A 15074-nucleotide genomic window follows, 5' to 3' on the forward strand; every position below is an offset into this window, starting at 1 on the left:
ACTAATCCAAACATTCCATCATTAATAAATCACCTTCATCATGTTCTATTGTTACGATGCCGTCCTTGATGACATGATTGCTGCTTCCGGTTCTGTAACCAATGGTTAAACTGTCATCTTTCAACGGATAAAATAAATTATTCGAATGAATACCAGTAACGTGACCGATAGGAATTAATGAAATAGGAGTATTTGCCGTATACCATTTTTCGAATTTCTTAGGCAATAGAAAAACTTTCGAGTGATCGTCCAGAATAACAATTTTCAATAGATTTCTGTATCGCGTGATATTGGTAATGTTGGTAATCGTATGATCGGCTCTGCGTCCGGTAGCCCAAACGACGTTTACAGCAGGAATTTTTCTTTCGATTAAATAGTCAAAAGCCTTCTCTAAATCGGTTTTGTTTTGATCCGGCGTATGAATGATTTCTATGGGATATTGTGACGTTTTATAAATTTCAGGATCAAATCCTCTATCGAAATCTCCTAAAAGGACGTCGACTTTGATGTCTAATTCCAGTGACACGCACCATAGCCGAATCTAATACAATTACAAGTGGCGACCATTCCAATAATTGACCCAATAGTTCTGGATTACAGGAAGCGCCATTGGCAATGATTAAAGCAGGTTCTTGGTCGTCGCGAACGATATGGTGTGAAGACATAATTAAGTATAAATTATAAATTGTGACGTAAAAGTAAATAAAAGTTCTCGTTTTATCCCTCACGTACTAGCCCAGATGGCAATGAAAACTAAAACAGGTTGTAAACTTTAGTTTTCCGGCAGTAGAAGAGCGACCAGAGGAAGCTCCTTATACGGGCTGAAAAACTGTTTAGAACCTGTTTTTAGTTGTAATGAACAGCTGGATTAGCTCCTAATTATTCAATCGTGTAATTTCTAACATCGACTTCGCTAAGGGAGAAATAGCCTAACGGATAATTTGCCGCATCCGTTGTATTGATGATATTTCCTCTTACGGTTGCTGGCGGTGATTGAAACGGTCCGCCACCACTGTTTCCTGCGATACTTACTAAAACACTCATGTAATTGTAATATGCTTTAGAAATTCCGTAGTGCGTAACCTCAATTTTATCGTCCTTTTTTAACTCGTCATTTTGAGAGATACTGAAGAATTCGTTTCCGTTAAAAAACTCATCTTGGTCTACATAAAAGTTTGATTTTACTTGGTTTGAATACACATATTTATAAAGATAATAATTGCTTTCACCTGACGGATCTTGATAAAATGTCTTAATTTCAATGTCGGTTCCAGTGAAACCACCTTGATTGTTTTGAACAATTTTTGTGATTGGCGTAACGGGTTTCAATGTTTCTGTTGCGGTGTATGTATTGCCTTTACTGATAACTGTCAGTGTATAGGTTTCATTGATTATAGGAATAAAAGTAGTGCAAGTATATTCGCCGGTATTCGCAATTTCCGAAAAAATAAAAACCACATTAGCGCTATTTTTTATTGAAACTGTTGCGCCAGAAACTTTTGGAATCTCTGTGCTGTAAAATCCGGTTGTTGTAGTCAGTTTTACTTTCTGTTGATTTCCGGAAGTCCCTTTTTTCCAATTGATAGCTGCTTCAATAACCAGTTTTGGGGGCGCATTATCTAAATCTACTTCGATAACATCTTCACAACTTGTCGAAAATATAGCGATGAAAAGTACTAGATATAGTGTTATTTTTTTCATGATTTTATTTTTTATTTTATTCTCTTAATCGATGCTATCATTAAAATTTAAAGTTATAACTCACTGCTGGAACTACACCAAAAATCGAAGTTTTTACAGCTTCATTGCTTCCGGTATCTGTATTTTGTCTGAAATTGATGGAAGCGGCATTTTTTCGATTATATAAATTATAGATACTAAAAACCCATTCGCCTTTCCATTCCCTATTTTTGTTTTTTGTTGGAGTCAAAGTAGCGGCAATATCGAGATGATGATAAGCAGGAAGACGATTTTCGTTTCTCAATCCATAACTAGGTACATTGATTCCTAAATATTCATATTGTCCCACTGGATACGTCACCGGTTGTCCCGTTTGTAGCGCAAAATTAGCTCCAAAAGACCATTTCTCATTCAGATTATACGATGAGGTTACAGCAATATTATGCAATTTATCATATATTGAATTGTACCATTGACCATTATTAATTCCGGTTTCTACTGACGTTCTTCCCGGAGTTTGTTGCTCAGATTTGGATAATGTATACGAAATCCAGCCGTTAAATTTTCCTTCGTTTTTTCGGAACATGATTTCTAAACCGTACGATCGTAATTGCCCGTTCAAGATTATTTGCTCGATGGCTTTATTGGCAATTAAATCAGCACCGTCAATATAATCCAAGCGGTTTTGAACTTCTTTGTAATATGTTTCTACTTCAAGAGAATACATGTCTTCACTGAAGTTTTTAAAGTAACCCAAAGCGACCTGATCTGCAATTTGTGGTTTTATAAAACTATCACTTGGCGTCCAGACATCAAGTGGAGTAGGCGATGAGGTATTCGAAATTAATTGTAAATACTGCACCATTCTGTTGTAACTCGCTTTTATGGATTGCTCTTCATTGATTTGGTAGGCCAAAGAAAAACGTGGCTCCAAATAATTATAGCTTTGCATGACTTTATTTCTGTCGTAAAATTTAGTGCCAATTGGAGTTGCTTTTTCATAAATCTGTAAAGCAGAATTGAACGTTACAGGATTATTGTCGGCATAAATATTCACGGTAGATTGTCCTAAACGGTAAAACATACTGTAACGAAGTCCGTAAGAAAGTGCTATTCTATTTGATATTTCATGATCAGCATTAATGTAAAGTGCGGGTTCAAATGCATATTTTTTATCCAATTGGTCAAAATTTATTCCGGAGTTCTCATCAGATGGTTTGATGGTTCCTGGATTGAACTCATAATAAATTCCGTTTACACCATAATTCAATTTGAATTTATCCGAAATATAATTTTTGAAGTCGTATTTGATATTGTAGTTTCTAATACCGGAATCCCATTTAAAACCTACAAAATCTAAATCTAAACCGTAATAATAATCACTGTAAATAAGGGATAAATTCGAAAATAGCTTTTCAGAGAACAAGTGATTCCAACGAAGATTTAAAGTTGCATTTCCATAGATATTGGTAAAACTTTTATTCAGGCTGAAAACATCACGACCAAAATACCCTGATAAATAAAGACTGTTATTAGAATCCAGTTTATAACTCAGTTTAGTATTCAAATCATAGAAATAAGCCGAGTTGTTTTTTTGCTCTTCGGAAAGCTTCAGAAATAAATGCGCGTACGAACTTCTACCGCCAATAAGGAACGAACCTTTGTCTTTGACCAAGGGTCCTTCGGCCAAAATCCTACTGGAAATCAATCCGATTCCTCCATTAACATGAAATCCTTTGCTGTTGCCGTCTTTTTGATAAATATCCAAAACTGAAGATGCTCTTCCGCCGTATCGAGCCGGAATTCCGCCTTTATATAATTTTAAATCTTTGATAGCATCCGGATTAAAAACAGAGAAAAATCCAAAAACATGCGATGAATTAAAGATAGTCGCTTCGTCCAATAAAATTAAATTCTGATCGGCTCCACCACCACGAACATTGAAACCTGAGGCGCCTTCGCCAGCATTTGTAACTCCGGGAAGTAATAAAATAGATTTTAAAACATCGACTTCGCCCAAAACAACTGGCATTTTCTTTATAGCCGAAATGGAGAGTTTATTAACGCTCATTTCTGGTTTTTTGATATCAATTTTTGTTTTATTATCCGTAATGATAACTTCTTGCAAAGCGGTTTCATTGCTGTATAAATTAAAATTGTTTTTTATATTTTGGTCCAGATTTATTGATTCGGAAATAGTCAGGTAACCCAAATAACTTATTTGAACCGTATAATTTCCTTTTGGTATCGTAATGGAGTAAAAGCCATATTCATTGGTGGTTACGCCAGTTTTTAACTCTGGAATCACGACGTTTACACCTATTAAAGTTTCATTGCTGTTGGCGTCAATAATAGTTCCGCTTAATGTAAATTTCTCTTGTCCGATTGAGGAGAGTGCGGACAGTAATACAACTAAAAAGGTAATAATTTTCTTTGGAGTCATTGTTTATATTTTATCGAAATGAAAAAATGCAAAGTACACTAAATTGAATAGCAATTGTTGTATAACAACTGTTAAGGTATTGCTAATATAAAAAAAAGACAACCGTTTATGGTTGTCTTTTAAATATAATTAATGACTTTGTTAAGCAATTTTTGCCAATATAGTATTGAAAGTTTCGCTTGGGCGCATTGCTTTGCTGGTTGCTTCAGGATTTGGTTGGTAATGACCGCCAATTTCCTGAGGTTTTCCTTGAGCTGCAATTAATTCGACGTTAATTTTCGCTTCGTTTGCTGCAAATTCTGCTGCAATAGGAGTAAAGATAGCTTTTAAAGCTGGCTCTTTATCTTGTGCTGCCAAAGCTTCCGCCCAATACATTGCTAAGTAAAAGTGAGAACCTCGGTTGTCAATTCCTCCTAGTTTACGTGCTGGAGATTTATCAGTTGCTAAGAATTTTTCTGTTGCAACATCAAGAGTTTCTGCTAAAACAATTGCTTTTGAATTGTTTAAAGTTTGCCCTAAATGCTCTAATGAAGCACCTAATGCCAAAAACTCACCTAGAGAATCCCAACGTAGGTATCCTTCTTCACTAAATTGCTCTACGTGTTTTGGAGCTGAACCACCTGCACCAGTTTCAAACAAACCACCGCCATTCATTAATGGAACAATAGAAAGCATTTTTGCAGATGTTCCCACTTCTAAAATTGGGAATAAGTCAGTTAAGTAATCACGTAATACGTTTCCTGTTACAGAAATAGTATCTAATCCTTTGATTATTCTTTCTAATGTGAAGTTTGTAGCTTCAATAGGATTTAAGATTTGGATATCTAAACCGGTTGTATCGTGATCTTTTAAATATTTAGTAACTTTTTCAATTAGTTCTCTATCGTGTGCTCTATTATTATCTAACCAGAAAATAGCAGGAGTATTTGACAAACGTGCTCTGTTTACAGCTAATTTAACCCAGTCTTGAATCGGGGCATCTTTTGCCTGACACATTCTAAAAATATCTTGGGCTTCAACGGCTTGTTCCATCAAAACGTTTCCGTTTGTATCTACAACACGTACCACTCCGTTCTCAGTCATTTGGAATGTTTTGTCATGAGAACCATATTCTTCTGCTTTTTGTGCCATCAAACCTACGTTTGGAACACTTCCCATTGTAGTTGGGTCAAAAGCACCATGTTTTTTACAAAAATCAATAGTTGCTGTATAAACACCAGCATAACATCTGTCCGGTATCATGGCTACGGTATCTTGTTGTTTACCATCTTTATTGTACATCTGTCCTGAAGTACGAATCATAGCTGGCATAGAAGCATCTACAATCACATCCGAAGGCACATGAAGATTTGTAATTCCTTTTTCAGAATTTACCATGGCCAATGCTGGTCCATTTTCAATTGCTTGGTTTAATGCCGCTTCTACTTCAGCTTGCATCGGATGTCCTGCGATTTTTGCATATACATCACCCAAACCATTTCTGGTATCAATGTTCAATTCATTAAATAAGGCAGCGTATTTTTCGAAAACAGCAGCAAAATATACTTCTACAATCGCTCCAAAAATAATGGGATCAGAAACTTTCATCATAGTCGCTTTCAGGTGAACTGAAAGTAAAACGTTTAATTTTTTTGCTTCAGCAATTGTTTTGGCAACAAACGTTTTTAAAGCGTTCAAGTTCATTACTGAACTGTCAATTATTTCACCTGCTTTTAATGGAGTACTTGCTTTCAAAACAGTAGTAGAACCATCTTTAGCAACGAATTCGATTTTTACATCAGTAGCATCAGCAAGAGTAATTGATTTTTCACTTCCATAAAAATCACCGCTTTCCATAGAAGCTACGTGTGTTTTTGAATCAGCAGACCAAGCTCCCATAGAATGTGGGTTTGCTTTAGCGTAGTTTTTTACTGCTTTTGGTGCTCTACGATCAGAGTTACCTTCGCGTAAAACAGGATTTACAGCTGAACCTAATATTTTAGAGTATTTAGCTTTGATGGTTGCCTCAGCTTCATTTTGCGGTTCTTCAGGGAAGTTTGGTAAATTATACCCATGAGATTGTAATTCAGTAATAGCAGCTTTTAATTGAGGAACAGATGCCGAAACATTTGGTAATTTTATAATGTTAGCTTCTGGGGTTGTTGCTAATTGTCCAAGTTCTAATAAAGCATCTCCTGTTTTTTGATTTTCTGTCAAAAACTCCGGGAAGTTTGCTAAAATTCTTCCGGCTAAAGAAATGTCTCTAGTTTCAATTTCAATGTCAGAAGTTGATGTAAATGCTTGTACAATAGGTAAAAATGAATACGTTGCCAATAAAGGCGCTTCATCAGTAAGTGTGTAAAAAATTTTTGATTTCTGTGTCATTTTTTTATTTTTATAATCGAATCACGGTTAAATGTAGCTTATATAAGGTATTTCACTTAAAATAAGGCGGACAAATATATGAAAATCAGATGTAATAGAAGGTGGATTTTATGTAGAAAAATACGAATTTTAAGATTACTAACTTGTTATTCATATATTGTTAGTTTTAGGGGTTCATTAATCCTAAATTAGGAATATATAAGGAAAATAGTAAACAAAAAAAAGTCCCAACAGTGTTAGGACTTTTATAATAAAGAGACAGTAGACTATCTTCTTTTATCTTTAATTTTAGCTTTTTTACCAGTAAGTTCTCTGAAGTAGAAAATTCTAGCTCTACGTACAGCACCTTTCTTATTGATTTCAATTTTTTGCAAAGCAGGAAGATTTACTGGGAAGATACGCTCAACTCCAATAGCACCTGACATTTTACGAATAGTAAAAGTTTCTGTGTTAGCAGAACCTCTTCTTTGGATAACAACTCCTTTGAAAAACTGTGTTCTAGTTTTTTCACCCTCTCTAATTTCGTAGTAAACGGTAATAGTGTCTCCAGCTGCAAAAACTGGGAATTCTTTTCTTGTTACGAATTCGTCTTGAACGAATTTCATTAAATCTGCCATGATAATTTTTTTAATTATGGTTTGTATTAAATCAACATTCACGGATCTCGCCAGAGGTTGAACTAATGTGGGTGCAAAAGTAGATAAAAAAGTTTAAAGTTTAAAGTTTTTCTTGTTTAAAGTTTAGAAGTTCTTGAATACCAACTTTAAACCTTAAACTTTAAACAAATTTTTAATCCTCCAGTAAATCGGGTCTTCTATTCTTCGTGTGTTCATATGCCATATCTTCGCGCCATTTGTCAATTTTGGCAAAATTTCCGCTGGTTAAAACCTCTGGAACTTTCCATCCGTTGTAATCCGCAGGGCGAGTGTAAATAGGTCCCGACAATAATCCATCCTGAAAACTATCCGTCAAAGCTGAGGTTTCATCACTTAAAACTCCCGGAATCAATCGGATTAATGCATCTGATAGTACCAAAGCACCTAATTCTCCACCAGACAAAACATAATCACCAATAGAGATTTCTTTGGTAATAAAATGATCGCGTACACGTTGATCTACACCTTTATAATGTCCGCAAAGGATAATAATATTTTCATACATCGACATCGTGTTCGCCATTTTTTGGTTCAGGGTTTCCCCGTCCGGCGACATATAAATGATTTCGTCGTAGGTTCTTTGACTTTTTAAATGGGAAATACAGGCGTCAATAGGTTGAACTGTCATTACCATTCCAGCACCACCGCCATAAGGATAATCATCCACGCTTTTCTGTCTGTTGGTCGTATAATCCCGTAAATTATGAAAATGAACTTCTACTAAACCTTTGTCAATAGCGCGTTTCATAATCGAAGCCTCAAACGGACTTCGCAATAATTCAGGGAGAACGGTAACAATATCGATGCGCATAATTTTGAATCTTAGTTTGAAGTTGCAAAGGTACAAAGTTGCAAAGGTTTTCAGATAACCAAATCAACTATTAAGCTTTTTTTAGAAACATTTTAAATTTTAGCGTAACGGCCGCTGCTTCTTGTAGGAATTAATTCTTCAAAGCAATATTTAATACTAAACTTTTTTCAACTACTTTTATATCTTAAAAATAAATCACTTAATTATGCGAATTTTTTCGAAAATAATCGTTGCTAGTTCCTTGTTTTTAGTTGCTTCTTTCCAAACTGAAACACTCTATGCACAAAACAAATCTGTTAAGATGACGAATCCTCTTTTACAAAAAAGTACGTTGCAGTATCAAGCGCCGACTTTTGATTTAATTAAAGACGAACATTTTAAACCTGCTTTTGAATATGGTTTAAAAATTCACGATCAGGAAATTGAAAAGATTGCAAACAATCCAGCTAAACCTACTTTTCAAAATACGGTATTGGCATTAGAAACCAGTGGCGTAGACTTAGGCAGAGCAACGGGTATTTTTTATAATTTATCGGGGGCTAATACTAACCCAGTATTGCAAGCGATTGATGAGGAATACGCTCCAATTTTTTCAGCTCACAATGATAAAATCTATTTGAATAGTAAGTTGTACAATCGATTCAAAGCGTTGAATATTGCTGCTTTAAAAGGTGAAGACAAAAAATTGACACAATATTATTTGCAACAATTTGAATTAGCCGGAGCAAATTTGTCAGTTGCCGATAAAGATAAAATGAAAAAAATCAATGAAGAGCTCGCAAGTCTTAGCACTTCATTTAATAATAAACTGCTAATAGCCAGAAAAAATGGAGCGGTTTTATTTGATAACGTAAATGATTTAGCAGGTTTAAGTGCTGATGAAATTGCGGTAGCAAAGGCAAAAGCTACTGAATCAGGTCAAGACGGAAAGTATTTAATAGGATTGTTAAACACGACTCAGCAACCATTATTGCAAAGTCTTACTAACAGAGCTACCAGAGAAAAGATATACAAAGCGTCTTGGAATCGTGCCGAAAAAAATGATGATGGCGATACTCGTGAAGTAATAGAGCGAATGGCAAGATTACGTTTGCAAAAAGCAAATTTAATGGGTAAGAAAAGTTTTGCAGAATGGAAATTACAAGATCAAATGGCGCAATCACCGGCACCAGCGATGGATTTATTAGCAAAGATTGCAGGTCCGGCAGTTGTAAAAGCAAAAGTTGAAGCCAAAGAAATTCAAGATTTGATTGATTCACAAAACGGAGGATTTAAATTAGAGCCTTGGGATTGGAACTTTTATTCAGAGCAAGTGCGTAAAGCAAAATATGATTTAGATGAAAGCCAAATAAAACCGTATTTCGAAATTGGTACTGTTTTAGAAAAAGGAGTATTTTTCGCAGCACAACAAATGTATGGAATCACATTTAAAGAAAGGAATGATTTACCGGTCTATCATCCAGATGTAAAAGTGTATGAAGTATATGATAATGACGGAAAATCAATTGCAATATATTATTTAGATTTCTACACAAGAGACAATAAAAACGGTGGTGCTTGGATGAGTAATTTTGTGAATCAGTCGCATCATTTAAAACAAAAGCCAGTTATTGTCAATGTCTATAATTTTTCAAAACCAGCCGGAGGAAATCCATCTTTAATTAGTTTTGATGATGTAACCACGCTTTTTCATGAGTTTGGACATACTTTGCACGGATTGTTTGCAAACCAGCAGTATGTAACGCTTTCTGGGACATCCGTTCCGCGTGATTATGTAGAGTTTCCTTCCCAAATCAATGAGCATGCGGCATTGGATCCTTTAGTTTTAAAAAATTATGCGATACATTATCAAACCAAACAAGCTATTCCTCAGGAGTTAATTGATAAAATCAAAAAAGCGGATACCTTCAATAAAGGATATGTTGTTACGGAACTTTTAGCAGCGGCAACACTGGATATGGCTTGGCATAGTGTCGAAAAGGAATCCGATTTCAAACCTACTTTAGTTTTCGAAAAAGAAGCGTTGCAAAAATACGGCTTGTTGGTAAATGAAGTTCCAACGAGGTACCACACGCCTTATTTTGCCCACATTTGGGGCGGAGGGTATTCAGCAGGATACTATGCCTATACGTGGTCAAAAACATTAGATTATAATGCTTTCGATTGGATGCAGGCCAATGGTGGTATGACAAAAGCCAATTGTGAACGTTTTAGGAAGTACATTTTATCAGTGGGTAATAGTGTCGATTTAAACAAAGCCTTTAAAGATTTTATTGGACATGACATGCAAATAGAACCGTATTTGAGAAACGCGGGTTTGTTAGTAAAATAATAAAATTTTGATATAAATAACTAAAATGACATTCGTAAGGATGTCATTTTTTTTGGAGCTATTTCCAGCTTTACACTCTATCTTTCCTTGCTTAAACAAAGCAAGAAAAGGATGCCGTTTCAATCTGGGCTAGAGTTTTTGTGGAATTAGGAGGTTTTAATTATCTGGATTAGTGAGAAAGGTATTTATAAAATAAACGATTGTTTGTGGGGTTTTTAGACTATTTTTGGATAGGTTTACATAATAAAAAATGGATCTAGTGGTTCATGTTGTATAATTTGTTTAAAATGAATCACTGTTATTATTTTAAACATGTAGTTCTATTAAAAAAACTAAAAATTAAACATATGTCAAATTTTCATTGTGAGTACTGCGGTACTAAAAGTTCTAGCATTTCAAGTTTAACAGGAAGTTCTTGTTATCGCCATCCACTAGGATCAAACAAAGGAAAACACAAACTATATGAAGGAAGTGAAAAACCTCAGTACAGTTGTAAATATTGTGGAACTTCTTCTTCCTCTATTTCAAGCCTAACAGGTAGTTCTTGCCATCGTCATCCCAGTGGTTCAAATAAAGGAAAACACGCACCGGCGTTGTAGAGTTTGAAATATTTTAAAAACATAAATAAAAATGAAAGAAGAAGAGTATATTTTAAAAGGAAGAGTTGAATTGCTTTTTGGACAATTTGAAGAAGCAATTGAGTCTTTTAAACAGGTTCCAAATTCAAAAGATGCTATTTCTTTAATGGAAAAAGCAAAAGATAGATTAGAAAAACATGAAATAGCAATAGAACGGTTTTTAGAAGCTATTAAAAAAGACAAAGATAATATTGATAATTATTTAGAAAGAGGACTGGAATATTTAGATTGTTGGAAAAGAGACGAGGCTTGTAAAGATTTTAAGAAAGCATCAGACTTAGGACATAAAGGTGCTGAAGAATTATTCAATAAATATTGTTTAAGAAATCAATAAAACAAACAAAAATGACAACAAGAGAATATAGAGTCAAGGGAGATGAAAAAAATAAATCAGGAGACCACAAAGGGGCAATAGCTGATTATACAAAATCAATTGAGGTAGATTCAAGTAATTTTTTGGCTTATTACGGCAGAGGATCTGCAAAATCAACAATAAAAGATTATCAAGGAGCAATAGTTGATTATACAAAAGTAATTGAGATAGACCCAAAAGCAGAAATGGCTTATTTCAAACGAGGATATGCAAAAATAGAATTAAAAAACTATCGAGGAGCAATAGCTGATTGCACAAAAACAATTGAGATAAATCCTAATTGTGCAAATTCGTATAACAACCGTGGGTTTGCAAAAATATACTTAAAAGACTATAAAGGAGCATTAGCTGATTGCACAAAAGCAATTGAGATAGACCCTGATTTTGCAGAAGCTTATGAAAGCCGAGGGTATGCAAAAATATATTTAAAAAACTATAATGGAGCAATAGATGATTATACAAAAGCAGTTGAGATAGACCCAAATTATACAATTGCTTATGACAACCGTGGGTTTGCAAAAATATATTTAAAAGACTATAAAGGAGCAATAGACGATTATACAAAAGTAATTGAGATAGATCCAAATTATGCAAATGCTTATTGCAGCAGAGGTTTTGAAAAGGCGATGCAACAAGAATATAAGGAAGCAATAGCCGATAGTACAAAAGCAATAGAGTTAAATCCCAAAGACGCTTTGGCTTATTGGAATAGAGGAATTGCAAAAATAGGTTTAAAAGATCACCAGGGAGTTTTTGCAGATTATACAAAAGCAATTGAGATAGATCCAAATTATGCAGAGATTTGTAGCAACAAAGGAAATGCAAAAGATAATATACAAGATAGAACAATTTCCGAACGTTATTGGTTTTTTTATACTTGTTCCGAAATTGATAAATTAGGCAGTAGACCCGAAGACGAAAGTAAAATTGAAGATTATGCTAATCAAATTATACGTATTTGTGATGAGTTCGATAAAAATGCAGCACGCTTTTATGTCTATATTCATGATATTTTATGTGATGCTTTTATATTGAAAAAGGAATATAGCAGAGCAATTCAAGAATTAGATAATATTACAGTTGAATTAATTGAAGACAATTCTAATTTATGGAAATTTTACACTAAAAAAGCCGATTTGTATATCAAATTGGGCAATATCAAAGAAGCAATAGACAATTATAAAAAAGCATATCATTATTGCGATGACAATGTAGATAAAATAGGAGTAAATAAAAAACTTCAAAGATTAATTGATGGATATAATAATCAATTTGTAGAGTTACCCTATACACAAAGAAAGTGGGTGGTTGTTGATGATGACAAAACAGCCACATCTGATGTTTTTGTAGTGTTAGACAAAAAGAATCTGCCTTCAAATGTTAAATTCCCATTGGGACATCCACTTAAAGAAGAATTGTATATAGGACACCCTTTTATTAAGGACATTTATATGCCGTATTTAAACTATGAGGTGACTCTGTTTAGAGATAAATTTGAGGAGTTTTCATATTTTATCCAATGTTTGGGAGCAAAAGCAATGACTATAAAGGTTGCTAAGGGAAGTGAAAGCAGTCTTGCTAACATAATTAGTTTCTTATCACATGGAGACAATCAAAAGTCAATAGAAGGTTCGGTTGGTTTTAAAGGTTTTGGGGTAAATGGAAATAAGAAAGATGGCGACACTTATGACAAAAGTAACAATAACAGTCAAGGTATGCGAGAAGATGCTCAAACCGCATATTCGAGAACGCAAATATTTAATCCAACCAAAAAACCTTATTTGCCTTCTGATTTGATTTGGCTTGCAAATGAGCCTTCTTGGCAAAGATTATATCAACAAAGAACCACAGGGAATATATTGCATCATCATGATGTTTTGAGTTCAAAGAGTAGTTATTCTATTTCCGAAAAAGAAGAAACAAGTTTGAAAGAAGCTTTTAAAACTTTTATTGGTGGTGATATTGGTTTCAAAATGGTTAATATAGGTGGCGGTAAGACCACGGAAAGAAATAATAATATAGAGGAACTTGTAGAAAAAACATTTAGCCAAAGCGAATCTATTCAATGGGAAATCGAAATTGAATTTGAATCAATCGAGAATTTAACAGAAGATCTTATTCGTTCAGAGGCAACAATAGTTATTTCAGAAGCCTTGTCTGATGTTGAAGATGAATATATTGAAGAAGTAAAATTTATGTTGGAGGATGATGGCATAATAGATGAAAAAGAAAGGTCAATTTTAGAAAGATTCAGAGAAAGAAAGGGAATTTCAAAGGATAGAGCCGCCGAGTTAGAAAACAGATTGTTCTCAATAGGAGATTTGAATGAAAATGAAAAAGAATATTTAGAAGAGTATCAAGAGTTGTTAAACGATGGTGAAATCACTGAAAAAGAAAGAAAAATATTAAACAGGATGGCAAACAGATTGGCTATTTCAGAGGAAAGGGCTAATCAATTAGAGGGGGTAAAAAAAACAGGGAAATATTAAATTACAAGAGTGATGGCAAAAGGAAATTATAGAAAAGAATATGGAGGAAGTAAAAATGCTTACGAAAAAGGAAAAAAAGACACTATTGATAAAATTTTAAATGGAGTTGGAATTGGTTTAACAGCATTGGCGTCAATTGTACTAGCAGTGGTACTAGGAGCGAAAAATAAATAAATTTCAAGGAAGCATAACTATTGGATGAATAGAGCCCTTATTCACTAGAGCTCTTTTTTTCAAATAACTAAATCAACCAATCTCCCAATTCCCTTTTTAAAATTAATTTCGTAAATTTGCCTTTCAATAAAAATTAAAAAAAATGGAAAACGGAATATATGCTAAATTCAACACCACAAAAGGTGCTATTTTAGTAAAACTAACACACGATTTGACTCCTGGTACAGTGGGGAATTTCGTAGGATTGGCAGAAGGAAATTTAGAGAATAAAGTGAAACCACAAGGGGTTAAATTTTATGACGGATTAAAATTCCACAGAGTAATTCCTGATTTCATGATTCAAGGTGGTTGTCCACAAGGAACAGGAACTGGAGATCCAGGGTATAAATTTGATGATGAATTTCATCCTAGTTTGAAACACGATCGTCCGGGAGTTTTGGCAATGGCTAATTCAGGACCTGGAACAAACGGTTCTCAATTCTACATTACACATATTCCTACAGAATGGTTGGATAACAAACATACTGTTTTTGGTCATGTGGTAGAAGGTCAAGATGTTGTTGATGCTGTTGCTCAAGGGGATGTTTTGGAGTCTTTAGAGATTGTTAGAGTAGGAGAAGAAGCTAAAAACTGGAATGCAATTGAAGCTTTTATCAATTTCAAAGGAGCTCGCAACAAGCGTGATGCTGCTTTAAGAGCAGATGCTGAAGCAGCTATGGAAAAACTGGCTGCTGGTTTTGAAAAAACAGAAAGCGGTTTGCGTTACCAATTCATCCAAAGAGGTGAAGGTAAAAAAGCAGAGAACGGAAAAACAGTTTCTGTACATTATACAGGACAACTTCCTGACGGAAAAGTCTTTGATAGTTCATATCCTCGTAAAAAACCAATTGAATTTCCATTAGGAAGAGGAAATGTAATTGAAGGTTGGGACGAAGGTATTGCCTTGTTGCGTGTAGGTGACAAAGCACGTTTCGTGATTCCATCTCATTTAGGTTACGGATCTCGTGGTGCTGGAGGAGCAATTCCACCAAATGCTACTTTGATTTTTGACGTAGAATTAATGGATGTTAAATAGTCTAGAACTATTTTTATAATTTATAAAATTTAAAAATCC

10 protein-coding genes and 1 pseudogene are annotated in these 15074 nt (G+C 34.4%); 5 read left to right on the top strand and 6 right to left on the bottom strand.

Annotated features, from left to right (window positions below; translation table 11 throughout):
* Window position 1: 1 nt before the first annotated feature.
* The 6 genes and pseudogenes from ACXX80_RS10275 to trmD form a co-directional block, all read right to left on the bottom strand.
* Window positions 2-665 (bottom strand): annotated as a pseudogene (locus tag ACXX80_RS10275) (thiamine diphosphokinase).
* 214 nt (window positions 666-879) lie between these two features.
* Window positions 880-1701: a DUF4249 domain-containing protein gene (locus ACXX80_RS10280; protein WP_458553106.1), complete on the bottom strand. Its 822-nt coding sequence runs from the start codon at window positions 1699-1701 to the stop codon at window positions 880-882.
* A gap of 40 nt (window positions 1702-1741) precedes the next feature.
* Window positions 1742-4123, bottom strand: a complete 2382-nt coding sequence (locus ACXX80_RS10285; protein ID WP_458553107.1) for a TonB-dependent receptor — start codon at window positions 4121-4123, stop codon at window positions 1742-1744.
* A 141-nt stretch (window positions 4124-4264) separates the two neighbouring features.
* A complete protein-coding gene (locus ACXX80_RS10290) occupies window positions 4265-6487 on the bottom strand; it encodes an NADP-dependent isocitrate dehydrogenase (protein WP_458553108.1) in 2223 nt (740 codons plus the stop codon).
* 266 nt (window positions 6488-6753) lie between these two features.
* Window positions 6754-7104 carry a 50S ribosomal protein L19 gene (rplS, locus tag ACXX80_RS10295; protein ID WP_073354306.1) on the bottom strand — a complete coding sequence of 117 codons (351 nt, stop codon included), beginning with the start codon at window positions 7102-7104 and terminating at the stop codon, window positions 6754-6756.
* 172 nt (window positions 7105-7276) lie between these two features.
* Window positions 7277-7954 (bottom strand): tRNA (guanosine(37)-N1)-methyltransferase TrmD, encoded by a 678-nt coding sequence (trmD, locus tag ACXX80_RS10300; RefSeq protein WP_315210131.1) that lies wholly within the window; start codon window positions 7952-7954, stop codon window positions 7277-7279.
* A 205-nt stretch (window positions 7955-8159) separates the two neighbouring features.
* On the opposite strand from trmD, the gene ACXX80_RS10305 reads away from it, so the two are divergent.
* From ACXX80_RS10305 to ACXX80_RS10325, 5 genes are all read left to right on the top strand, one after another.
* Window positions 8160-10286, top strand: coding sequence for a M3 family metallopeptidase (locus tag ACXX80_RS10305; RefSeq protein ID WP_458553109.1), 2127 nt, complete (start codon window positions 8160-8162; stop codon window positions 10284-10286).
* Between the two features lie 630 nt (window positions 10287-10916).
* Window positions 10917-11258, top strand: coding sequence for a tetratricopeptide repeat protein (locus ACXX80_RS10310; protein WP_458553110.1), 342 nt, complete (start codon window positions 10917-10919; stop codon window positions 11256-11258).
* A gap of 11 nt (window positions 11259-11269) precedes the next feature.
* Window positions 11270-13786: a tetratricopeptide repeat protein gene (locus ACXX80_RS10315; RefSeq protein ID WP_458553111.1), complete on the top strand. Its 2517-nt coding sequence runs from the start codon at window positions 11270-11272 to the stop codon at window positions 13784-13786.
* A 12-nt stretch (window positions 13787-13798) separates the two neighbouring features.
* Window positions 13799-13960, top strand: coding sequence for a hypothetical protein (locus ACXX80_RS10320; RefSeq protein ID WP_458553112.1), 162 nt, complete (start codon window positions 13799-13801; stop codon window positions 13958-13960).
* 142 nt (window positions 13961-14102) lie between these two features.
* Window positions 14103-15035: a peptidylprolyl isomerase gene (locus ACXX80_RS10325; protein ID WP_417953374.1), complete on the top strand. Its 933-nt coding sequence runs from the start codon at window positions 14103-14105 to the stop codon at window positions 15033-15035.
* Window positions 15036-15074: the final 39 nt, after the last annotated feature.

Source organism: Flavobacterium sp. GNP002, assembly GCF_054343795.1.